The organism is Fibrobacter sp. (assembly GCF_017545445.1).
GTDB lineage: Bacteria > Fibrobacterota > Fibrobacteria > Fibrobacterales > Fibrobacteraceae > Fibrobacter.
Map to the genome: position 1 here is coordinate 103,175 of NZ_JAFWOM010000078.1, position 22,350 is coordinate 125,524.

Genomic DNA, 22,350 nt, shown 5'->3' on the forward strand with positions numbered 1-22,350 from the left:
CGGCATACAAGCAATTTGCTTCACCTCCCGGCCTCGTCATCCTCGACCGTTAGGGAGGGGATCCAGTTATTTCTTGTGCTCGCGTTCGTCACTCTGAACAAAGTGATGATAAGGTCCCTGAGCTTGCCGAAGGGCCGAAGCGTCCGAGGCCGGCATACAGGCAATTCGCTTCGTCTCCCAGCCTCGTCATTCTCGACCGAAGGGAGGGAATCCAGTTACATTTCGCATACAACATCGCCCACACTTCCGTGGGCGAACTTTTTTATTTCCTAAAAAACAAACACCTATTTTAAAAATGGCTAGAAGGGAAAGCACAGCCGAATCTTGCGGACCGGACAAGTAACGAACAAGTACCGGACATGTACCCAGCAAGCACCCATCAAGTACCCTGCAAGTACTCGACAAGTTAAAACCGATTAAATTTTCAGAATCTCTATTTTAGCCCATTCGCACCCGTCATCCTGACGAGAACACACTCTCGTCACCCTGAACAAAGTGATGATAAGGTTCCTGAGCTTGCCGAAGGGCCGAAGCGTCCGAGGCCGGCATACAGGCAATTCGCTTCGCCTCTCGCTCTCGTCACCCTGGAGCCGAAGGCGATAGGAACCATTATTTGTTGTGCTCGCGTTCGTCGCCCTGAACAAAGTGATATATGAAACTTGGCACTTTAATGCCCTAGTTGAATTAGGTTCGAAGGAGCAGGGGCCAGTTACATTTCGCATATAACATCGCCCACAGTTCCGTGGGCGTTTTTTTTAACATTTTCCAAAAATTTTCTTTTTGCATGCAATTGTTTGCAAGAAATTGGTTAGCAACGTCTTTGGTAACATAAGAAACTCTATTTTTTAAGTTATATTCTATAAAAATCGTTAAAATCCCCTTAGCGAATTTAACTTTCAATTTTTGTTTATTATATCGGAGAGCCCTTCTATGGTTGAGGCTACTAAGGATTTTTTTAGGCTGCACGATGATATTATGTCGCAGTACAAGTCTTTTGCCAACAGTTTTGTTGACATCGACGATCCTCAAATCTTGGAAGCCCTAAAAGCCTATGGCGACGAAAAGTCGATGTGGCCGGATCCGTTGATTCAATTCAATCCGTCCTACCTAGAAGGTTGCTCGCTAAAGCAGCTGGTTGACGAAGGTTTGCTCGATTCAAAGATGGACAAAATCTTCAATGGGTTCCATCTTTACAAGCATCAGGAAGAAGCCTTAAGGCTTGGGGCGCAAGGCAGAGACTTTACCGTTACCTCTGGAACGGGTTCGGGAAAATCGCTGACATTTCTTGGAACAATCATAAATGCCGCAATCAAGGATAAATCGCAAGGTGTGACGGGCTTGATTGTTTATCCGATGAACGCCCTTATCAACTCTCAAACAAACGAGATTGAAAAGTACGCGCAGAACTACAAGAATTTGACGGGCGAAGATTTTCCAGTCCAGTTTAATCAGTATACTGGTCAAGAAACCGAGGAGGTCCGAAAGAAAATCAGGGAGAACCCTCCGCACATTCTTTTGACCAACTACATGATGTTGGAATATCTCTTGACCCGTCAAAGTGATGATTCCATCAAACGGGCTCTTTTCAAGAATCTCAGATACATTGCGTTCGACGAACTTCATACATTCAGGGGGCGTCAAGGCGCCGATGTTGCGATGCTAATTCGACGCATAAAGGCAGAATGTTCCCACCATATAACTTGCATGGGAACATCTGCGACTATGGCGAGCGGAACATCTACGGAAGAACGGAAGGATGCTGTAGCCAAGGTCGCGTCGTTGTTTTTTGGACAAAAATTTGAACGCGACCAGATTATCGAAGAATCCTTGAAGTCGATTTCTGCTGAGGGCATTCCGTCTAAAGAAGAATTGAAGGCAGCTGTAGAATCATTTACGCAACAGATTCAATCTGAAGACATACTTGTCCAAAATGCATTGTTCAGGTGGGTTGAACATTCTCAACAACGACCGCCACAAACAAGAACTCGCCGCCGACCTCGTTGATGACACCGGCAAACTCCTCAAAAAATCCCCCACCCCCAAACCCAAGAAGAAAAAAGCAACCACCACAGATCAAATTGAACTGCTGTAATTTGGAGACAAAAAGATGGAAACTATTGAATTGAAATATGATGATATAAACGACCGCTTCAAAAAAATACTAGGCGATAAAATTAACCAATCTTTACTAGATGCTGTATATGAACTTTTGCCGCATATTTCAGCATACAAAGAAGAGGATAAAGTATTTGGTTTTAAAATCGCTTTAGGTTATGATTTTAAGAAAAATGTTAATGTAGAAACAAGTTGCTTTTTCGAAATAAAGAGATTCTCATTGACAGGAGAAAAAGATTATGAGAATATACAACGGTTGCTTAAGGAAACTGTAATTTTTTGTTCGAAAAATGCTGATTTGTATATTGACCAAATATCAGAAACAGAAATCACTTTTGGAGTTTTTTTCACTGATTATAAACATACGGGGTTATTAGAGGGTAAAATTCTACATTCAGAAGCACTGATTTTAGAAGGATTCGTAAATGAAGGCATTCGGGTCTTGTGTGATGATGTAGAAGAACGCTTCTTTATTAGATTATCATTTTCAAAAAATTTTGATAAGCATAAATATTCAGCAAATGCTTTTCATTGGAGTGATGAATGTCGTTATTGGGACGGAATATTTAAAAAAGCAAGAAAATCTGTGCATGGAACAATTTGCTTAATAGTTAAACCAGATTGGAAGGCTGATGACGATAATTTTGTTGATGAAAAGGTAACGGAATTTGAAGGATTGTCTATTGCATATTCTAATTCCGCAAATGCAGAAGACTTGCTAAGACAACAATATAGTATAAAAATGTTTCTTTCTATGTTGGATTATGATGGCGTTACAATCCTTGATACTGATGGAAGGGTTAGATCTTATCATAATATAGTGAAAATAAGAGAGCCGCAAACAGAGAGTGGAGATCCCGAGCGGCAATCCCAAAAGACTTCGGGAGGGGCTCGTCACAAGGCTTTCTATTCGCTGAAAAATACTCAAGATTGGAAAACAAGAGGATATGTTGGCATATATTTCCAATCTCAAGAAGGGGAAATTGAATATTACGATTTTCCAAATACTCTGTCGCAGGATTATTTTAAATCTGAAGTTATGAATTACGGAGATGATAATCCTTTTTTGAGGGAAGTGAAAGAATATTATGATAATCGATATAATGTCGTTGACACTAATTGGAAAAACCTTTCTTCTCACCCGCTTGTTCCGGCAATTATTGATCTAGAAAAGAAGCATTTCGAAAAAGATAATTTTTATCATGAAGTTGCTCCCGCGCAAACTCTTAATAATCTTCTAACCGGTTCATGGAGCACTTTCAAGCAAGATTTACAAAACAATTCAGGATTATTAAGAAGGCTGCTGAATGTTTTAATAATTACATATATTGGCAATAGCTATTCGGAAGCTTATCACGCAACGCCTTATATAGAACAGTCGATTAATTTAATTGATGTTGATTTATGGAAAAAATATTTTGACAATTATGATTATATATATAAAAAAATGCTTTGGGAATTAAGCTATCCGTCAAAAAATCAAGTTCGCAGATGGGAAAGTCTGGTTCAAATTCTTAAAACAAAAGGATTACATTCTATATCGGGAAAAATGTTAAAAGACATCCAATGGCGTTATAGAGCTATTGAATTTTTGGAAAGCCAAAATGAAAGTGGGCCTTCTCAAAAGAACTATAGCGAATAGTAGTGAAGTTGTATAAAAATACGAATTTATGAGATTCTTATGTCGTTAATTGATTGCAATTTAATTCCTATGGCAAGTGCATTAACAATAGGTGCATTGCTGATTTCATTTTATAATTTACTAATACCTATTAATAGAATTAGAATGTCATTTATTGGCTGGTGGAAAATATGGTGTTCCTTAGGATTGTTTTTTCTTCTTACATGCGTAGCGAATATTTTGCCCTATATTAACAAGCCTACCCTATGGTATTTAGGATATCCTCTTTTTTGGAATGTTTTTGCTTTTTTTGCTTTCTTTTCATTTTTGCGCCTCTGTTATAAAATGATATTCGGCCCTCTTTGCTATAAGAAAAAAAAAGAGTCTGTTTTTTTTGATTATATAAATCAGTGTAGTCAAGAAAATATTCCGGCAAAGTCGTTTTCTAAAGAAGTGATTCATTCTTTAGATAATATTTTATCAGATTATGAAAAAAGCGAAGATGGTTCTTACAAATGGAATGAATACGCTGAAAAGGTGATGTTGCTTCTTTCTTCAAAAAATATTGTTCAAGAATTTGTCGAGAACAATTCAATACTTGTTGAGAAAATTGTTAAAAACTATGCAAATTTTGATGAAAAACATATAAACTCATATCTTTTACAACGAATAATTGTAGAATCTGCTTTAGACGAGAATTCTTTATACAACAAACGTTTATTGGGAAATTATAATTATGAAATAGAAAAATTGCTAAGCAAAAATATAGTTGATAAATATGATATTCTATCTTTTTTTGATTCTGAACATGAAAGGTTGAATTCAGAATTGACATTAAATGTATATGAAGATATCGCTATTTGTACTATGGTCAAAGCGGATAAATTGTCAAGGGGGGTGCATTCTTGTTTGCGATTGTTGAATAAAAAATTAGCAGAAATTGCTTCTATTGACGGCCTTGGAATACGTTGTGTTTTCGAAAGAGCTTTGTTTGAGATAATCAACAATGATAAGAAAATAGTTGATGGCTATGTTTATGATTATAAATATAATCATAGTAAACCTTTACGGGATGGTATCAAAGAACAGTTTGTTGTTTTTTTCAATTCTTTTGAACAAAAAAACAACAATGATGAATCTTTGTACAGTGCTTTAATTGGAACCTGGGAAAATTTTCAAGAGAACAAAGGAAATGTATTTGTTAAAGAATTGTTAGATGAAATTGCAGAACAAGCAAAAAATAATCCAGATTTAAACGGCTTAAATAGAATTATTCAAGTCATGGCGAATAAAGGTGCTGCGCATAAGAGTTCCTAGATGAAATTCACTATACAATCTAATAAGAAAAATAAAGTTTTAGTTTTATAAAATTACCCCTGAATTTTCTTATATTTTAACAAATTATGGAAAATATAAACCTTATACCTCTTTCAAGTGCCCTAATTGTAGGCACGTTGTTATTTTCGTATTTAAATATATCCTCTGATTCTCATATTAAGATAAAGCTTAAATGTTTAGGGGAGAAGAAATTCATTTTTTTCTTGATAATTTTTGTGTTCGGAGCTTTTGTTTCTAGTATTGTCGATATCATTCCCGGTCCACCATTTCTTTTCTTTGGCAAGCCTTTTACTTGGAATATTATTTCTTTTGTATCTTTTGTTCTTTTTCTTATATATTCATATTATTTAGTGACTAAAAATTTGGTCTATAAGAAAGGAAAGGAAAAGGTTTATTTTGATTATATAAAGGAATGCATAAATAAAAATATTCCTATTGGCAAATATATTGACAGCGTGTGTATTTCTTTAAATGCTTTGATTACAAATTCTTCTTCTGATCAACCGCTGAATAAAACTAATAAAGAAATAGAACCATATGCATATAATACTATTAGTCTTTTATCTGCAAGATTTTTTTCAAGATTCATTGTAGAGAATGATGAAGAGGCTGTAGAAAAAATTTTAAATGTTTATCAAACTTCATCTAAGAAATACAAGAATGAATTGCTTTTGAAAGCAATAATACAAGAGATGGTGTTGGATGAAGAGTCACTATTAAGAAAAAAAGGTTATAACAATGGGAAATATGAGTTTTCGAAATGGATTAGCAGTTCACTTGTAGAGAAGTACGATATTTTATCATATTTCAATACAAAAATAAAACTGTTTGATTGTGAAGACTTAAAAATATATGAAAATATGTATAACCATATTTTGAAACTACAGAGTGAGAGTGGAAATCTACAATTTGGTTTATTTTCAAATATTGACTCAATAAATGTGTCGCTTATTGAAAAATCAACTAAAGCAGAACTACTCATCATTAACGAAATTTTTTCAAAATTACTAGAAGTCTGTGCGAAAGCAAATTGGAATTTTCTTTGTGTGGATAATAGAGATTTTTCTTTGAGAAGATTTGTGGGTTATTTTGGTGAAATGTTCATCAAATTTAAAGAAGATGATTATCTTATGCATGAAAATCTGCGAGATGTATGGGAAAAATTAAAAGAATATCAAAATACACAGTATGTAAATGACTTAGTTAATATTCTTGTAAAAATGGATCGAATCACTTCAGAAAATGCTTCTTCAATAAAGATTTTTCTGATGATGGAATATGGGAAAAAGGATTTTACCTTTTTTGACACTTGTGTTTTACCATTTATCAAAGAAAGGTTTGAAAAAGGTGACGAGCGTGAAAAAGAATTACTTAGAAAAAATATTCCTTATGGAATAAAGATAGATGAAATTATAAAAAAAGAAAAATTGGATTGCTAAACTCCTTGGGAGGTGAGAAGGTAAGCCAAGCCCTATCTCTATTGAAAAGAGTCACAAACAATCACCCAAAATACAAATGAAAATTGCTCCACCTTTCTAGAGAATGAATACCGTCCTCAATGAAATTCCAGGTCTCCGCATAGTCCCCAGGAACTGCGAAATCCTTAGACTTGATAAACTCTAGAAATGCTTCGGGAGCGTCACCATACAGGTCATCGAATTGGTCGGCCAACGTATTCTTTTCGCTGGCGGTTAATTCCCTAGCTTCGTTATGCAAAACGTGTTCCTGATTTCGTGAGAAGTAGAACATCTTGTACGGCTTCTTGTTGATTTCCGTTTTGCTCCTAAGAAGTTTTACAAGGCTGAGCTTCTTTTGGTTACGCTCTATAATTTTCTCAACATCGTTGGTTTGAATGTTTTGTAGCGTGTATTGGATGTGCGTTGCGTCGGGATTGTCAATAGCTGCGGTATCGGGAATAAATGCTCCATCGGCATCAATCAGGTGAACGACTTCCAGCAAGTCGGATACCTTGAAATGATACCTTTCTTGCGTGAACTTCACGATTTCGTTGATACGGCGAATCACATTGGACGCATTGACATCGTCCTTTGTCGTGATATCGCCTTCAGTGATGGCAAAGTGAATCTTTTCATTGCTGAGGATGGCATCAAGAACTGCGCCCAGCGCCGTCTTGTCGGTAATCCCCTCGACAACGAACAAGATGACTTTCTTAGTTTTTCCCATTAACGATTTTCCCCGCCTTTCTGAAAGCTCTGGCAATCTTGAAGTGGTTAGTTTCCTGATAGATGGGGTCCTTTTGTCCACCGAGGCTGATGCTTCTCAGGTAAACGCTGCGCGGATTGTTGTTCGTCTGCAATCCGGAAAGCCGTGTGTATCGATTTTCGGGGTTCGTTGTCGTGAAAATCAGGGACTCCTTCTTGATCATTTCCAGGGGGCGTAGGTTGTGTGATGTGAACAGCAGTTTGCCATTCGCCTTCTCCTCGATAATCTCGAGAATTTCTCCCAGCAGAAATTCGAAAACGCCCGCATCCAGTTCGTCAACGGCAAGGAATGTCGAGGGATTGTTATAAACCGAGATGAGCAGGCTAAGGATGGAGATAATCTTCTTGATGCCCTCAGATTCAAACAAGAGCGGGATGGCGGGATTGTCGTCCCTTTGGGAAAGCAATTCGAAACGGACGCCTTCTTTACCATCGGGCGTCTGTTGTGGGCCTTCATTTTTCACAACAACCTTTAATCCGGGAACAATTTCCTGAAGAACGATATTTAATTCGGTGAATGTGTTGTTGATGATACTGAATGCCGGCTTGTCGGTAATTGTCGGGCTTGTCAAAGACAACTGGATAGTTCCGTACGAAAGATTTTCTTTTTCTTTGTGTTTAAAATTAAACGGAAACGAAAAATCAAGATTAAACGGACCGTTGCCATTGTTTCTGATGACGAAGAGATTTTCTTTAGCAAAATGTTTCAGTTGTTCAATAGTATTGATTCTTTCGACATCAACAAGTTTTGACTCTTTGACAATTTTGGAAAAGTCATTTGAAAAAATAAACGAACGCCTTTCTTTGCCGGCGATTTCACGGAGAACACCGAGCTTGATGGCATAATCTTTATTGGTTGTAATTGCCTTCCAGTCGGCAGCCGGAGTCAGCCACTGCATTTCGTTGTTTTTTTCATACTTGACGAGAGTGGTCTGCTTTTTGTCGGTAACCTTTTCGACTAGCTGTTCAGCTACAACTTGCAAGCCGCTTTCATGATTCAATTCTACAGAAAAGGTGTAGCTTAGTGTTTTGACTATTTCATCGTTTTCAAAAACATTGAACAAGAAAGTGCATTCAGATGATTTTTGCCCACGCAAGATGTAATGAGCTGCAATCGGATTCAGGGAGTCCCCTCTGGCGAGACATTGTAAAAATTCAAGAGCATTGACAATCGCCGTTTTGCCAGAACCATTTTGACCATAAACGCCCAGAACATGGTTCTTGAATTCAACGAAACCATGGACTACGTTTTTGAAGTTGTTTAGCGTAATGGATTGTATCTGTATGATTGACATGGTGCTATTCCAGATTTCTATACAGAAAATAGCAAATTGTATCAAAAAAAGATAAATTTTATGAAAATATTATTAAAAAATGATACAAAATGTATTGAAATTCAATAATAATTTCATTTTTGACGGTCTGGGCTCGAGATTCGGATGGGGGTGGCGCCGTTCATTTACTGTTGTAAATTTGCAAAATATTTCGCAAAAAAAATGATACAAAATGTATTAAAAACGCAAAATAATTTGAATTTTCCGCTATTTCTTCCTGAAATCAAGGAATGCCGACTGTAAACCCGACAATAAAGCCGACAATAAAAGCTACAATAAGTGTTATAACAGGTAGTCAAATAGGTGGTCAAAACACATTGAGCGAATGTTGATTAGAAATTTTGCGATTGAAATTGTGGCTGGGTGAATAGTTAGGTAAAAGATTGGGCGATAGGATAAAAATGATCCGCTTTGTAAAATTTTTTCCTACCCGTTGCGCAAGCGCCATTTCATCGTGGCGACGATTCCATTCAACAAGATTAACGTGCCCCCGTTTGAACTGAATGAAGGACAGCCGACTGTAAAAGCGACTGTAAATCAAATAAACGAGAAAACTATTTGTAGCCCAGTCAAGAACGACGACAACACAACCCCATTTCATTTTGACGCACCAACCGTTTCACTCGCGAAACATTGACCGTCACTTTCTGAAATACCCGCCTCACCAGCGACGTTCCAATCGCATTTTTCCGCCATTTCCGCACACTTTTCCGTGCGTTTTCCACCGCACGTTCTCGCAAGAATTGCCGAATTTCGCAAAATTTCGCCATTTTCGCAGCATTTTTCCGACATCCGCGCACATTTCTCAGAAAAAAATTTCTCCCGGCACACGAAAACAAAAAAGTTGGCACGCATTTCGCTAATAGTAGTGCGAGAACAAAACAGGGCCAACGCAAACGACGAGCCCGCAACAAAAAAGAGGTTAAAATTATGATGAACACACAGATTATTCCGAACGCTTTTTACGGTATCCAGAACTTCCTTGACAGCTTGAACGCCGCAAACGCACAGGGCGAATGCACTTACACGCCGAAGGCCGACTACTACGAGACCGAAAACGGATTCGCACTTGAAGTCGAAATTCCGGGCGTCAAGAAAGAAGATTTGGACATCCAGGTCGAAAAGAACATCTTGACCGTCAAGGCTACCCGCGCACGCAAGGACGAAAAGTTCACTTACGAACGCAGCTTCCGCCTTGCCGAAGACATTGATACAGACAACATCAAGGTCTCTTTGGAAAACGGCATCTTGAAATTCGACCTTGCGAAGAAAGCTCAGGCCGCAGCCCGCAAGATTTCCATCGCCTAACCGATAGGGCTAACGCCAAACAAAGTCTTTTTCATACACTCCTCCTTAGAACAACAAAGGAATTTCCGGCAGCGATGTCGGGAATTCCTTTTTGCATATTGCCAAAATTTTTTCAATGCTGTCATGCCCGACTAAGGTTGGTGAGCCTGCCGAACCATCGGGCATCTCCTTTCCTATTGCCAAAATTCATTTTTTGTGCTATATTTGAATTTGCAAATGATTCGCATTTTTCAAAACGATGGTTAAAACGGAATATAAAACACAGACCCGTCAAATGATTCTGGACTATATAGCCAAGAATCCTGATTGCATTTTCAAAGCCTCCGAAATCGCACAAAGTTTGCCCGAAGTTTCGTTGAGCACCATCTACCGAAATTTAGCCAGGCTTGAAGAAGCAGGAATGGTGCAAATCGTTGGTGCCGAAAAAAACAACGAACTCCAATACCGCTACACAGGTCCGGGGCGTTGTGCGTCCAAGATGCACCTTGTCTGCAAAGACTGCGGCAAGTTTTTCCATTTGGAAGGACCTGCGCTACGCCTTTTGCAACATTCCATCGAACGTCTGAACGGCTTTGTCCTTGACCAGCAGCAATCGGTTTTACTAGGCCATTGTGCCGTTTGCAGCAAGCGGAGTCGTTAATGTTTCACTTTTTTGACAAGTTGATTGTCGTTTTGGCACTCATTTATACGGAGCGTCACGTCGAACATCATTGTCATGGCGAACATTGCCACACTTGCCACCACATCCATCATTGCCTCGACCTGATTTCGGAATTTTGCTTTGAACTCGTCGCGACACCGATTGATTTGATTTGTCGTTGTTTTCTGTTCAAGCTCGTACATTTCGCAGTCATTATCTTACGCCCGATTACGCTTGTCTCGCAAAAAATCCTTTTATTGAATTAAGCAAAACCACTGATAAACAAATCTTCTTCAGATTGTCATGTCACCCTGGAGCAAGGCGAGATGCCGCAGCGATAGGGTCCATAATCACAATGGTACTTCATTCAAAAAAAAGGATTCCAAAAATGAAAAAAGTTTCATTTTATTCTTTGCTGCTTTCCGTTTTCGCGGCAGCAATCTTTTCACTCGTTGCTTGCAACGAATCCTCCGACAAAAAGCCGGAACAAACTAAGCTTTCCATCGTCACAACGATTTACCCGGAATACGCTTGGGTTAAAGAAATCCTCGGACAACGTGCTGATTCCGTAGAACTCACGCTACTCATCAAGAACGGAGTGGATTTGCACAGCTATAAGCCCACCGCTCAAGATATCGCAAAAATTGCAAGCGCAAACATGGTCATTTATGTAGGCGGCGAATCCGACGAATGGATTAAAGACGCTCTTGAAGCCACTCCGAAAAAGGGGCGTTCCGAAATCAACTTGATGAAAGCACTTGGCGACCGCGTAAAAGCAGAAGAAATCGTCGAAGGCATGCAAGGTTTTGAGACGAAAGACGTGGTTCGACAAAAGGTCACTGAGCCTGCCGAAGTGCACCAACCTGAACAAGAGACGAAAGAGGAAGAACATCACCATCATCACGACGAACACAAGGAGCACGCAGAACATCATCATAATAAGGTCACTGAGCCTGCCGAAGTGACACACAACGAAAAGCACGAGCATCATCACGACGAACACGCCGACCCTTCGACAAGCTCAGGGACCAAGGAACACCATCATCACGATGAAGAAGTCGAAAACGATGAACATGTTTGGCTTTCGTTGAAAAATGCCGAGATTCTCGTACAAAAGATTACCGTAGAATTAGCCAAGCTCGATTTGGCCCACGCCTCTGCCTACAAGGACAACGCCGCCGATTACATCGCAAGAATCACGGCTCTTGACGGAGATTACCGCAAAGCCATCGAAAGTGCACATCGCAAGACAATTCTCTTTGGCGACAGATTTCCTTTTCGTTATTTGGTGGACGATTATGGTATTAAGTATTATGCCGCGTTTGTGGGCTGTTCCGCCGAAAGCGAGGCAAGCTTTGAGACAATCGCTTTCCTCGCAAACAAGATGGATTCCGACTCGCTCCCGGCAATTCTCACCATCGAAAAAGGGAACAAGAAAATCGCAAGCGCAGTCCTTGCCGCAAGCAAGAACTCGAAAGACGCACAAATTCTCACCATCAATTCGATGCAATCGGTAACAGAACAGCAAATTGCCGAAGGCGAAAGCTATTTGACGATAATGCAAACAAACTTAGAAATCTTGAAAAAGGCGTTGAATTAAAATGATCAAGTGCCACAATCTCACGCTCGGTTACGGCAACAAGAACGTTGTCAACAGTTTCAATTACGAAATCAACGCTGGCGATTATCTCTGCATCATCGGCAGGAACGGCTGCGGAAAGACGACGTTTTTACGCGGGCTTGCCGGAGTATTGCATCCTAAAGCAGGAAAAATTGAACTTCGCGACAATCTACAGCGTAACCAAATCGGCTACTTGCCGCAAATCACGATTGCACAAAAAGACTTCCCCGCATCCGTCGAAGAAATCGTGCTTTCGGCATTCCAAGGCAAAAGCCTGCTCTTGCCGTTTTACGGTAGCGCCCTCCGGAATCGAGCAAACGAATGTCTGGCACTGACACGAACCGAAAACTTGCGGAAAGCCTGCTTCCGCGAGCTTTCTGGAGGTCAAAAGCAACGCGTACTTTTAGCGAGAGCATTATGTGCCGCCGAAAGGCTTTTGCTTTTGGACGAACCCGTCACAGGTCTCGATCCTGAATCTTCGCAAAACATGTACAACATCATCAAAGACCTTCACGAACAAAAAAACATGACCATCGTAATGGTCACGCATGATGTCGAAGCCGCAACAAAATACGCCACGAGAATTCTCAACTTTAATAATCTAACGTTTCCTGCCAACGAAAATGTCATGCCGGACTCCGTTCCGGCATCGCCTTACACATTAAAGCAAATTTCCGTTTGACGAAAGCGACAAAGCCAGACTATGATTGACACCCTTCTTTTCTACCTAGACTTTCCCTTTGTTCGTTATGCAATTATCGTGGGAACGCTCATATCGCTATGTTCATCGCTTTTAGGCGTAACGCTTGTTCTAAAACGATATTCGTACATCGGTGACGGACTTTCGCATGTCGCCTTCGGAGCACTTGCAATTGCAGCGGTTCTCAAAGTCACGAACAACATGCTCATCATTTTGCCCGTAACAATCATCGTTGCAGTCCTGCTCCTTTGCGGAGGGAAAGATGCCCGAATCAAGGGGGATGCAGCAATCGCGATGGTCTCTGCCGGTGCACTTGCCATCGGTTATTTACTGATGAACATATTTTCGTCTTCGGCAAATGTCGCAGGCGATGTCTGCACAACGCTTTTCGGCTCCATGTCCATTTTGACGCTCAAGCCCACAGACGTTTACCTCTGCGTAGCCCTTTCGATTGTCGTTCTCATAACGTTCGTACTCTTTTACCACAAGATTTTCGCAATTACATTTGACGAAAATTTCGCACGGGCCACAGGCGTAAACGTTACCTTGTTCAACCTACTCATCGCAATTATCATTGCAGTCATCATCGTTCTTGCGATGAATCTCGTCGGTGCGTTGCTCGTCTCTGCATTGGTCGTGTTCCCAGCACTTTCAGCGATGCGGGTATTCAAAAGTTTTTTCTCGGTGACAGTCGCCGCCGCTATCATCTCAGTCATTTGTTCGCTAGTCGGGATTCTTGTCGCGATTCTCGCAGGAACTCCCGTGGGTTCTACGATTGTCGCAATGGACATTGTCGCATTTTTGATTTGTTATTTGACAAGTTTCATTCGCAATAGAAATACGTAAATAGGAGAATGGAAATGGACAAATGTAATTTATATAAAATTTTTTCTAGAACTTTAATCGTTGCCGTTCTTTGCATATTCGCATTTGCAAGTGCAAGCGATGCTGCCGAAAAAGTTTCCGCAAACCGCGTTGACATAGACCTCACAAAAATGAGCAGCACCATGGTCTATTCCATGGTTTTCCAGATGGTTACGGAGCCCAAAAAATTCGTCGGCAAAACCATCAAAATGAAGGGAGCTTTCTCCAGCTATCAAGACGAAGAAACCGGACGACGTTTTTTCGGTTGCGTCATCAAGGACGCTCTCGCTTGCTGTTCACAAGGACTAGCCTTTGAAACCGCAAAAGTCCGCAGATACCCCAACGATTACCCCGATGAAGGCGCATCCATCACAATTGTCGGAACTTTTGAATTCGAAAAAGAAGAAGACGGCATTGGATTTCCGATTATCAAGAACGCAAAACTTTACAAATAAAGAAACATCGTTTAAAATTTTAGCCACACAATGAGCCATCTGCTATCCATACGCAAGTTCGTCATCGTGCTCATCGCGGCATGCCTATTGGCTGTTGCCGAGCACCATCATGACGATTTCGAAGAGCACGAAGACTGCCCTATTTGCGTATTAATTCACGATGGATACAATCTCGAAAATTTCACGCTTATCGCAGTCGTATTTTGGGTTCTGCTATTTATTCTACAAATGCAGTACGCCTCGCGAATTCCATTTACACAAACGCTTCATTATAATCCTCGCGGCCCTCCCGCCATCAAAACTTAACTGAATTCTTCAGCGTATCGCACTCCAGGATGACGTTGACGGACGCATGTCATTCTGGAGGGAGCCTTTAGGCGACCGATAGAATCCAATACGATTCATCATCGAAACTTTCGGCGTTTCACGCTTTAGAACAACAGAGTGCATAACATAATAACACAGCAAGGTGATTCCGGCTCAAGGCTGGAATGACAGGATTGACGTCATCCCGCGCAACCTGTCACCCCGGATTTATTCCGGGGGCTCCTTACACATTTTTCACAACCGATGCCGGAACAGAGTCCGGCACAAAACAAAGGATTTATAATGAAGAAACTCCAATTCTTGGCACTTGCCATTTTCTCCCTCGTCTTCGCCGCTTGCGGCGACAGCAATTCCACCTCCACCGAGCAGCACGAACACTTTGAAGTCGAAGGCTGGAGACTCTATTCCGCCGAATGGGACACGCTCTACAGCGTTTACCGCGGCAAAGAAGATTCCAAACTCCCAGGCCTCAAAGTCAATGCCAACTGCATGAGCGCACACATTCATGTAAAGTTCCTCAACGAGAACATGAAAGAAATTGCAGGCCCGAACGATGACGAACATTCTCTCGGCTGGGATGTCGGCGACAGCAAAATTCTTGATATCCACTTCGAAGGTGGCTGGGGATTCCACCTCAAGGGACTCAAAAAAGGCGAAACGACTTTGATTCTCAAGGTCAAGCACCACGACCACGCCGATGCGAAAACTCCTGAAATCAAGGTTGTCGTCGATAAGGCTTTGGATGCAGACAAGTGCCCGTTCCAGGAAGATGAAGATGACCCTTCGACAAGCTCAGGGACCGAACATGAGCATGAAGGCGGAAATCACAATCACGAGCACGATCATGAATAGCACCCTTATTAGGGCTGCCATGGGGAGCCTCCTTCTAGGAGGCTTCCTTCATTCTTTAGCCCAGGAATTTATTCAAGATTTAGGCAACTCGACCGTTGTCGCCGAGCAATCGACCGAAACCATTTTAGACGGACTCCGCGAAGACGAAGTTTTAAAAGCCGAAAAACTCGACCGCAAAATTTCTACGACCATCGCAGAAACCATCAAGAACGAACCCGACATCGCCATACGCTCCATGGGCCCTGCCGCCGCACGCCCCGTCATCAAAGGACTTTCCGGCAGTCACGTCGTCATCACCGAAGACGGCTCCTTTTGCGGAGACATGAGCGCCACCTCGCCCGATCACGCAGTCGCATCCGAAGTCCTGACCGCACATAAACTGCACATCACGCGTGGCCCGCAAATTCTCACACAGTCCTTCGCCACCGCAGGCGGAGTCATCCAAGTCGAGCATAACGACATTCCTTTTGAAATCGCAACCGCCCGCACTTTTTCAACAAACGATTCACTGCATCATGATTCATCAACCGGCGATACCTCAACACGCGATTCCGCACCTAGCGACCCCTCATCCCGCAACACAAATAACACGCAAATTCACGGCTATATCGCTGACTACGCCGAGAGCGGACAACCAGGATTCGCTACCGTCGTAGGCGTGAACGGCAACATCCACAGACTATCGCTCAAGGGAGAACTTTCCGCACGTAACATGGGCGACATGCAAACGCCAAACGGCAATCTCAAAAATACGGACATACAAAATAAAAGCATAGCCGTCGGCGCCGCTTACAGCTTTGAACGCTTCAAGTTCGGTGCATCCTTCCGCACTTTCAGTTCCAATTACGGAATTCCCGGAGGCTTCATTGGCGGTCACCCAAACGGTGTTGACATCGAACTCTCCAAACGCGACTTGACGTTGCGCGGGCTTTACCTCCCCGCCCCAAAATCAAGCGACACGCTAAGCGTCACATTCCGGCTCAATCAGTACCACCACACGGAATACGAGACCAAGGAATACGTCGGCGCCGAATTTGCCGTCAATCAAGAAAACGTCCACATCGAAAAATTCATCGCACAAAGCGGCCCGTTTTTCGGCATTCACTTCGGCGGAGAATTCGATGCACGCTCTATAGAAATGGGCGGCTACGTCTTTACGCCTCCGACAAATTCATACGCAACCTCACTCTTTTCCGTCGCCAGCCTAAACGGATGGCGGGATGGTTTAGAGATTACCTTGTCTGCACGACTCGGTGGTGCATTCTTCAGGCCGCAAGAAAGCATCGTCGCCGACAAAGACGTTATCGAAGACCGCTATTTTACGCTATGGGCCATCGCTGCCGAATTCTCGCAACGTGTCGCTCCCGGCAAATTTCTAACGCTTGACATATTCCGCACCACACGCGCCCCGACCATCGAAGAACTCTACAACCAAGGCCCGCATCTTGCCGCCTACACCTACGAACGCGGCAACCACAAGCTCGAAGCTGAAAGCGGTTACGGAGCCGAACTCGAATATCGCGATTATGGCGAAATCATCAACTGGCGAGCAGCCGTTCACAGCACATGGTTCCTAAACTACCTTGCACCACGTGCCACCGGCGACACCAACTGGTCGCAAATTTTGCCGATTTACCAAGTCAGTGGTGACGATGCACTCCTCATGGGCGCAAGCGCTTCCGTCGAAACCGTCGCAGAAATAGGATTCTACGCCCAAGCAGGTGCAAGCTACGTTTGCGGGTTCTACCAGAACGAAAACTGGAGCGACATGCCGCAAATCCCGCCGTTCAAATTCCACGGCGAAGTCGCTTACGTTTGGACGCACGTTCGCGCAGGCATCAACACGGAATTTGCACTTGCGCAAAACCGTCTAGACCGTTACGAGCAACGCACCCCCGGCTTCGTCACGTTCGGAGCGTCCCTCGAATTCCATTGGTCACTCACGCTCGCCCGCTACAGTATCGTCCTCCGCGGCGACAACCTGTTCAACGCCGATGTTCGCAACCACCTTTCCCGCCTCAAATCCGTAATGCTCGAAAAAGGCCGCAACGTAAGCATTCTCGCCAAAGCGGAGTTCTAAAAATCACTGGATCCTTCACTATCGTTCAGGATGACAAAAACGCAATGTCATGCCGGACTCCATGTCATCCCGGATTTATTCCGAGACGGCATCACCATTCTCCATTACATAGAAACGCATTTATGGTCTCTCCCCCGCGATATTTGTATATTCTTTAGCGTTAAACTAGAAGATTTTACGATGGCCGATAAAGAATTGCTCGATAAAGAAGTTTTAAAGACCGTAAGCCGCATTGAACTCAGCGTTCGCGGCACGCTCGACACTGTGATGACCGGAGCTTACCACAGCTCCTTCAAAGGGAACGGCATGGAATTCAGCGAAGTCCGCGAATACATGCCCGGCGACGACGTGCGCACCATCGACTGGAACGTGACCGCCCGAACCGGCACGCCTTACGTCAAAAAATTCATCGAAGAACGCGAAATGACCATGCTCCTCATGGTCGATGCGTCCAGCAGCTCGGAATTCGGTTCCGGTAAGCAGATGAAAGGCGAAGTCATGGCAACGCTCACTGCGCTCCTCGCGTTCGCCGCCATCAAGAACAATGACAAAGTCGGCCTCCTCATTTACACCGACCAGGTCGAACTGTTCATCCCGCCGGAGAAAGGCCGCAAGCACGTGCTTCGCCTCATCCGCGAAATCCTTTACTTCAAGCCGCAGCATCACGGCACCAACACGCAAGTCGCTCTCGAATACGCCGGCAAAATTCTGAACCGCCGCGCCGTGGTCGTCGTGATGAGCGACTTCCTGGACGAAGGCTTCGAAAACGCGTTCAAGATTCTCCGCAAGCGTCACGACGTTCTCGCCGTGTCCGTCGTCGATCCGCGCGAAATGGAACTCCCGTCCGCAGGCCTCGTAGAACTCGAAGACCCCGAAACTGGCGAAACGCTCCTCATCGACACCGGCGATGCCGCCTTCCGCGAAGCATTCGCCCGCGAAGCCAAACGTCAAGGCAAAGCGACCAAGGAACTCTTCCAGCGTATGTCCATTGACTTTGTCCGCATCGAGACGCACGACGACTTCAAGGAAACGGTCGCCCCGCTCATCGAGCACTTCCGCCGCCGCGCCCGCGCCGCTAGCAGATAAGACATTCCCCGCGATTTATTATGTCATTCCGGCCTCCGTGCCGGAATCTCCTTTTCATCAGCAATAACACACAGGCAATAATGCCCAAAGTATTTCATTCAACATTACTTCGTTTATCTCAAAACATGAACGAAGTCTTGCTTTCTAGATTCCAGAGGCGTTCGCTAAAGGCATTACCTAAGTAGACTTTTACCCCCAAGGAAGACTGGATGTGCTTTGTGAATAAATAACTTACGCCAAAATATTGGGCGAATATGTAGGGAAAATCAAAGGTTAACGAGCAGTCTTGATATCCGTTTTCATAACATTTTATATCGTCATAAAGCCAAGGAGAAAAGGCCGACAGGGCGTAGGTTAGAGAAAGCGTTTTTGTAGGGAAAATATTTATATACGCTCCAAAATTACCATTATATTTCCATTCGGAGCAATCGTCGCAATACAAGCTATCAATCCACGTCGTTGACGCTCCTGCCATATTGCCCAGTTCCATATAATTGACTTGTTTCACGGAATAACTAACATTTGCAAATCCGAAAGAAAAAAATCCGCCTACCTCAAAATATTCGCTATTGAAACCGACTGAAAAACGCAGTCTGGGATAAGGATCAAAAGCTGCTCCAAAACCTATGAGTATTCGTTTTGCATTAAGAAAATAGTCGATGGACCCCATTACCGGAAAAGTCTTGAAATCATAGCGAAGGTCTGCCTTTATATTTTCGTTTTTAGGACATTCCGTGCAACCGTTATCGTATTTGTTTTCTATTCCATGTAATTGCAAATGCCTGTTGCTGTAGTTGCGAATGGTAATATTCGCCTTCCAGACATTAGTCGTATCGCTCCCTATGGGGTACGCCAACCCTGTAAATGTTTCAGGAACAAGAGCTTCAAAGGAACCTTTTTCAATATAACTATAGCTGCACCCCATAAAAAGGAGGTACAAAAAAGAAAAGGCAAGCCTTTTGAGTAACGAGATTCTCATACGCCATAAAATTAGTTTATTTTAATGTTCCGTGTGTATTGTCCCCTAGCATTCCCTTCAGTTCCCGCTTCACCCATTCCAATTCGCTATTCGTAAGTACCGGAATCAGTTTATTGATTTCTTCGATGGGTTTGTCCCACCACTTGAACTTCAGCAACAGCGAAGTCAGTTCTTCATCAAAGCGGTAGCGAATGGTTTCTGCAGGGTTCCCGACCACAACCGTGTACGGCTCCACGTCACAACCGACAACGCAGTTCGCACCGATAATCGCACCATCGCCGATATGCACACCCGGCAAAATCACCGCATTCTGCCCAATCCACACGTCGTTTCCGATGACGGTATCGCCTTTGAACGGCAAATCGCTTTTTGCAGGCGGTTTCATGTCCCAGCCTTCGAGCGTATAGAACGGAAATGTGGAAACCGCATTCATCTGGTGATTCGCGCCGTTCATTACAAATTCTACACCCGCAGCAATCTGGCAGAATTTACCGATAATGAGCTTGTCACCGATAAAATCGTAATGATGCGTCACGTGGCTTTCGAATTCCGAGTCCGCGATGTAGGTAAAATCTCCGATGATAATGTTCGGGTTCTTGATGGTGGGCTTGACGTAGATTTCCTTGTCGTAGCCCACAATCGGATGAATTGTATTTGGATTAGGGATTTTTTCGCTCATACCCTAAATATATATCAAACCGTCGCCGGTCTATACCCGAGCAACTTCATGCTGTAAAGCGCAGTGCCCTTGCTGATGCTGCGAACGCCTGTTGCATAACCGAAAATTTTTCGAAGAGGAACATCCGCTTTCAAAAAGTGCGTTTTGCCATCGCCTTCGATTTCCTTCACCTTGCCTTCGCGTGCCTGGATATCGCCCGTCACAAGGCCCGCAAAATTCACCGGGCATTCGAGCGAAAGTTCCATGACCGGTTCGTACAACTGAACATCCGCAGGCTTCACGAGTTTTGCGACCGCATCAGCACAACACTTCTTGATCATCGGCGGGAGAGCCCCTTCCGTCCATTCAAAGCGGTGAACTTCAAAACGCACACCGACAAGCGGGCCTTTGCCGAGCACGCCAACTTCGGTCGATTCCAGAAGCGCCGAACGCACACCCGCCAAAATTTCACGCGGGGCATTTTCCATAAACTCTGCGGACAAGCGAATATCGTGAGCATCACCTTCTAGCGGAGATGCCGAAATGCTAATGGACATTTTATGAGGCCCAATCTGGAACGTATTTTCAGCAGGACCGACAGCACGGCACAAGCGTTCTTGCCAACGCACTTCGGGGCTACCGGCACGCACTTCGCAACCAAATTCACGTTTGAGACGAGCGAGCAACACATCGAGCTGCACCTCGCCCACCGTATGCAAATACCAGAATCCACCATCGTCCTTTTGCACACGGAAACTCGGATCCATTCGCGCAAGCACCGAGAGGCTGCGTTCCACATGGGCGTAATCTTCCGTCCGCACGCATTCCACGCGAGTCTGCAACAACGGCAAATAATTTTCGCTGATAGAGGTTTGAGGTATGGGGTCGCACACCCCTTCGGCAAGCTCAGGGAGCTTTTCAAGTTCGTTGAGCCTGTCGAAACGACTACGTTCCGCCGTATTTCCCACGACATTAGAGATTGCTTCGCCTTCGGCTCGCAATGACGTACCCGTCGCACTTTCGCCTCTCTCGTCTCTCGCCTCTCGTCTCTCGTCTAACCGAATCACCTGCCCGAGTTCTGTTTCAAAAGGCGAGACCATCGCATAAATGTCTCCCGAACGGATTTCATCCACCGGCAAAAGCATATTCGCCTTGAGCCTTGAAAATTCAAAGCCAGCCGGCCAATCGCGACGCAACAAATCCACATGACTGCGGAACAGCGATATTTCGCCAATTCCACGGAAATGCCTCAGACGCACCACCTGCCCCAACTCATTTTCGTCAAACGTCGGGACTTCCGGCAAAAAGAACGAAAGCGCCGTCACGAGGCTGCGAACGCCAAAGCCTTCCAATGCAGACCCGGCATAACAAATCACATATTCATCACTAGCTGCAAGCGATTTAAGCCCGCGCAAAAGCATCTTGGGAGGCACGGGTTTATTGTCCAAAGCAAGCGACAAAATTTCATCGTCAAAATTGCTCGCAAATTCTACCGCTTCATCGTAATACTTTTTCAAAAGTGCGCGCTCTTCCGCAGCACTAGCATCCGATTCCCAGCCGTCATCGAGAACTTCCGCGCCCGATTCCGAATGAACTAAACGGCTCTGGCTTAGCACATCGAGCATACCGCACATCTTGCCGTTTTTAAACTGCGGCACGGACATCAGCACCGGACGCACGCCAAGCGTTTCTTCAATATTAATTAACGTCTCGTCCAACGAGTAATCGGGATTGTCGAGCTTATTTACAAATAAAATTGTACGCACACGGGATTCGTGCAACTTGCGGAACGAGGCGATCGTCTGCGTTTCGACACCGCTTGCAGCACTCACCACAAGCACGGCACCTTCCACAGCCGTAAGCGCCATATCGACCTCGGCACCGAAATCGACATGCCCCGGCGTATCAATAAAATTGAACCACGTATTTTTCCATTCGAAATGCGCCACGCCGCTTTCAATCGTAATGCCGCGTTCCTTTTCTTCGGGCATGTAGTCCATCGTGGCAAGGCCATCTTCCACACGTCCCGGGCGGTGAATCTCGCCTGCGGCAAAAAGAATCCTCTCAGAAAGAGTCGTCTTGCCCGCATCGACGTGGGCGAGAATGGCAATATTTCGAATCGGCTGTTTCATAAGCCCAAAGATACATTT

The 22,350-nt window shown here is 43.9% G+C and carries 20 protein-coding genes; 15 read left to right on the forward strand and 5 right to left on the reverse strand.

Annotated features, from left to right (window positions below; translation table 11 throughout):
• Window positions 1-930: 930 nt before the first annotated feature.
• The 4 genes from IKG78_RS09355 to IKG78_RS09370 all read left to right on the forward strand — a co-directional run bounded on the left by IKG78_RS09355 (window position 931) and on the right by IKG78_RS09370 (window position 6,513).
• Window positions 931-2,004, forward strand: a complete 1,074-nt coding sequence (locus IKG78_RS09355) for a DEAD/DEAH box helicase (protein WP_290942656.1) — start codon at window positions 931-933, stop codon at window positions 2,002-2,004.
• Window positions 2,005-2,107: 103 nt separating this feature from the next.
• Window positions 2,108-3,757 (forward strand): hypothetical protein, encoded by a 1,650-nt coding sequence (locus IKG78_RS09360; RefSeq protein WP_290942658.1) that lies wholly within the window; start codon window positions 2,108-2,110, stop codon window positions 3,755-3,757.
• A 39-nt stretch (window positions 3,758-3,796) separates the two neighbouring features.
• The gene (locus IKG78_RS09365) at window positions 3,797-5,053 is read left to right on the forward strand and encodes a hypothetical protein (RefSeq protein WP_290942660.1); all 1,257 of its coding nucleotides are present in this window, start codon (window positions 3,797-3,799) and stop codon (window positions 5,051-5,053) included.
• 86 nt (window positions 5,054-5,139) lie between these two features.
• Window positions 5,140-6,513 (forward strand): hypothetical protein, encoded by a 1,374-nt coding sequence (locus tag IKG78_RS09370; RefSeq protein WP_290942662.1) that lies wholly within the window; start codon window positions 5,140-5,142, stop codon window positions 6,511-6,513.
• A gap of 61 nt (window positions 6,514-6,574) precedes the next feature.
• Here the strand turns inward: IKG78_RS09370 and IKG78_RS09375 are convergent, their stop codons facing one another.
• Complete coding sequence (locus tag IKG78_RS09375) at window positions 6,575-7,258, reverse strand: hypothetical protein (protein ID WP_290942664.1); 684 nt, start codon at window positions 7,256-7,258, stop codon at window positions 6,575-6,577.
• Entirely contained in the window at window positions 7,245-8,591 is a 1,347-nt protein-coding gene (locus IKG78_RS09380; RefSeq protein ID WP_290942666.1) for an AAA family ATPase, read from the reverse strand. Before IKG78_RS09380 ends, IKG78_RS09375 begins: the two co-directional genes overlap by 14 nt.
• Before the next feature lie 969 nt (window positions 8,592-9,560).
• Here IKG78_RS09380 and IKG78_RS09385 point away from each other — a divergent pair.
• The 11 genes from IKG78_RS09385 to IKG78_RS09435 all read left to right on the forward strand — a co-directional run bounded on the left by IKG78_RS09385 (window position 9,561) and on the right by IKG78_RS09435 (window position 18,563).
• Window positions 9,561-9,938 carry an Hsp20/alpha crystallin family protein gene (locus IKG78_RS09385; protein WP_290942668.1) on the forward strand — a complete coding sequence of 126 codons (378 nt, stop codon included), beginning with the start codon at window positions 9,561-9,563 and terminating at the stop codon, window positions 9,936-9,938.
• Window positions 9,939-10,176: 238 nt separating this feature from the next.
• Complete coding sequence (locus IKG78_RS09390) at window positions 10,177-10,578, forward strand: transcriptional repressor (protein WP_290942670.1); 402 nt, start codon at window positions 10,177-10,179, stop codon at window positions 10,576-10,578.
• Window positions 10,578-10,844: a hypothetical protein gene (locus IKG78_RS09395; RefSeq protein ID WP_290942672.1), complete on the forward strand. Its 267-nt coding sequence runs from the start codon at window positions 10,578-10,580 to the stop codon at window positions 10,842-10,844. The genes IKG78_RS09390 and IKG78_RS09395 overlap by 1 nt, the downstream gene beginning before the upstream one ends.
• A gap of 122 nt (window positions 10,845-10,966) precedes the next feature.
• Window positions 10,967-12,178 carry a metal ABC transporter substrate-binding protein gene (locus IKG78_RS09400; RefSeq protein WP_290942674.1) on the forward strand — a complete coding sequence of 404 codons (1,212 nt, stop codon included), beginning with the start codon at window positions 10,967-10,969 and terminating at the stop codon, window positions 12,176-12,178.
• A gap of 1 nt (window position 12,179) precedes the next feature.
• Window positions 12,180-12,881 carry an ATP-binding cassette domain-containing protein gene (locus IKG78_RS09405; protein WP_290942676.1) on the forward strand — a complete coding sequence of 234 codons (702 nt, stop codon included), beginning with the start codon at window positions 12,180-12,182 and terminating at the stop codon, window positions 12,879-12,881.
• A gap of 21 nt (window positions 12,882-12,902) precedes the next feature.
• Window positions 12,903-13,745, forward strand: coding sequence for a metal ABC transporter permease (locus tag IKG78_RS09410; protein WP_290942678.1), 843 nt, complete (start codon window positions 12,903-12,905; stop codon window positions 13,743-13,745).
• 14 nt (window positions 13,746-13,759) lie between these two features.
• Complete coding sequence (locus tag IKG78_RS09415; protein ID WP_290942680.1) at window positions 13,760-14,218, forward strand: hypothetical protein; 459 nt, start codon at window positions 13,760-13,762, stop codon at window positions 14,216-14,218.
• A gap of 30 nt (window positions 14,219-14,248) precedes the next feature.
• Complete coding sequence (locus IKG78_RS09420) at window positions 14,249-14,524, forward strand: hypothetical protein (RefSeq protein WP_290942682.1); 276 nt, start codon at window positions 14,249-14,251, stop codon at window positions 14,522-14,524.
• Window positions 14,525-14,827: 303 nt separating this feature from the next.
• Window positions 14,828-15,397 (forward strand): hypothetical protein, encoded by a 570-nt coding sequence (locus tag IKG78_RS09425; RefSeq protein ID WP_290942684.1) that lies wholly within the window; start codon window positions 14,828-14,830, stop codon window positions 15,395-15,397.
• Complete coding sequence (locus IKG78_RS09430) at window positions 15,321-17,477, forward strand: TonB-dependent receptor (RefSeq protein ID WP_290942686.1); 2,157 nt, start codon at window positions 15,321-15,323, stop codon at window positions 17,475-17,477. The genes IKG78_RS09425 and IKG78_RS09430 overlap by 77 nt, the downstream gene beginning before the upstream one ends.
• A gap of 30 nt (window positions 17,478-17,507) precedes the next feature.
• Window positions 17,508-18,563 (forward strand): DUF58 domain-containing protein, encoded by a 1,056-nt coding sequence (locus IKG78_RS09435; protein ID WP_290942688.1) that lies wholly within the window; start codon window positions 17,508-17,510, stop codon window positions 18,561-18,563.
• Window positions 18,564-18,681: 118 nt separating this feature from the next.
• Here IKG78_RS09435 and IKG78_RS09440 read toward each other — a convergent pair whose 3' ends face one another.
• The 3 genes from IKG78_RS09440 to IKG78_RS09450 are packed head-to-tail and all read right to left on the reverse strand — an operon-like array spanning window position 18,682 to window position 22,332.
• Window positions 18,682-19,542, reverse strand: a complete 861-nt coding sequence (locus IKG78_RS09440; protein WP_290942690.1) for a hypothetical protein — start codon at window positions 19,540-19,542, stop codon at window positions 18,682-18,684.
• A gap of 16 nt (window positions 19,543-19,558) precedes the next feature.
• A complete protein-coding gene (locus IKG78_RS09445) occupies window positions 19,559-20,221 on the reverse strand; it encodes a CatB-related O-acetyltransferase (protein WP_290942693.1) in 663 nt (220 codons plus the stop codon).
• Between the two features lie 14 nt (window positions 20,222-20,235).
• Window positions 20,236-22,332, reverse strand: coding sequence for a GTP-binding protein (locus IKG78_RS09450; protein ID WP_290942696.1), 2,097 nt, complete (start codon window positions 22,330-22,332; stop codon window positions 20,236-20,238).
• Window positions 22,333-22,350 lie beyond the last annotated feature (18 nt).

Excerpts from the sequence above, each read along its gene's own strand:
- IKG78_RS09355 (WP_290942656.1), top strand. The coding sequence starts at position 931 with ATGGTTGAGGCTACTAAGGATTTTTTTAGGCTGCACGATGATATTATG.
- IKG78_RS09360 (WP_290942658.1), top strand. The coding sequence starts at position 2,108 with ATGGAAACTATTGAATTGAAATATGATGATATAAACGACCGCTTCAAA.
- IKG78_RS09365 (WP_290942660.1), top strand. The coding sequence starts at position 3,797 with ATGTCGTTAATTGATTGCAATTTAATTCCTATGGCAAGTGCATTAACA.
- IKG78_RS09370 (WP_290942662.1), top strand. The coding sequence starts at position 5,140 with ATGGAAAATATAAACCTTATACCTCTTTCAAGTGCCCTAATTGTAGGC.
- IKG78_RS09375 (WP_290942664.1), bottom strand. The coding sequence starts at position 7,258 with ATGGGAAAAACTAAGAAAGTCATCTTGTTCGTTGTCGAGGGGATTACC.
- IKG78_RS09380 (WP_290942666.1), bottom strand. The coding sequence starts at position 8,591 with ATGTCAATCATACAGATACAATCCATTACGCTAAACAACTTCAAAAAC.
- IKG78_RS09385 (WP_290942668.1), top strand. The coding sequence starts at position 9,561 with ATGATGAACACACAGATTATTCCGAACGCTTTTTACGGTATCCAGAAC.
- IKG78_RS09390 (WP_290942670.1), top strand. The coding sequence starts at position 10,177 with ATGGTTAAAACGGAATATAAAACACAGACCCGTCAAATGATTCTGGAC.
- IKG78_RS09395 (WP_290942672.1), top strand. The coding sequence starts at position 10,578 with ATGTTTCACTTTTTTGACAAGTTGATTGTCGTTTTGGCACTCATTTAT.
- IKG78_RS09400 (WP_290942674.1), top strand. The coding sequence starts at position 10,967 with ATGAAAAAAGTTTCATTTTATTCTTTGCTGCTTTCCGTTTTCGCGGCA.
- IKG78_RS09405 (WP_290942676.1), top strand. The coding sequence starts at position 12,180 with ATGATCAAGTGCCACAATCTCACGCTCGGTTACGGCAACAAGAACGTT.
- IKG78_RS09410 (WP_290942678.1), top strand. The coding sequence starts at position 12,903 with ATGATTGACACCCTTCTTTTCTACCTAGACTTTCCCTTTGTTCGTTAT.
- IKG78_RS09415 (WP_290942680.1), top strand. The coding sequence starts at position 13,760 with ATGGACAAATGTAATTTATATAAAATTTTTTCTAGAACTTTAATCGTT.
- IKG78_RS09420 (WP_290942682.1), top strand. The coding sequence starts at position 14,249 with ATGAGCCATCTGCTATCCATACGCAAGTTCGTCATCGTGCTCATCGCG.
- IKG78_RS09425 (WP_290942684.1), top strand. The coding sequence starts at position 14,828 with ATGAAGAAACTCCAATTCTTGGCACTTGCCATTTTCTCCCTCGTCTTC.
- IKG78_RS09430 (WP_290942686.1), top strand. The coding sequence starts at position 15,321 with ATGACCCTTCGACAAGCTCAGGGACCGAACATGAGCATGAAGGCGGAA.
- IKG78_RS09435 (WP_290942688.1), top strand. The coding sequence starts at position 17,508 with ATGACAAAAACGCAATGTCATGCCGGACTCCATGTCATCCCGGATTTA.
- IKG78_RS09440 (WP_290942690.1), bottom strand. The coding sequence starts at position 19,542 with ATGAGAATCTCGTTACTCAAAAGGCTTGCCTTTTCTTTTTTGTACCTC.
- IKG78_RS09445 (WP_290942693.1), bottom strand. The coding sequence starts at position 20,221 with ATGAGCGAAAAAATCCCTAATCCAAATACAATTCATCCGATTGTGGGC.
- IKG78_RS09450 (WP_290942696.1), bottom strand. The coding sequence starts at position 22,332 with ATGAAACAGCCGATTCGAAATATTGCCATTCTCGCCCACGTCGATGCG.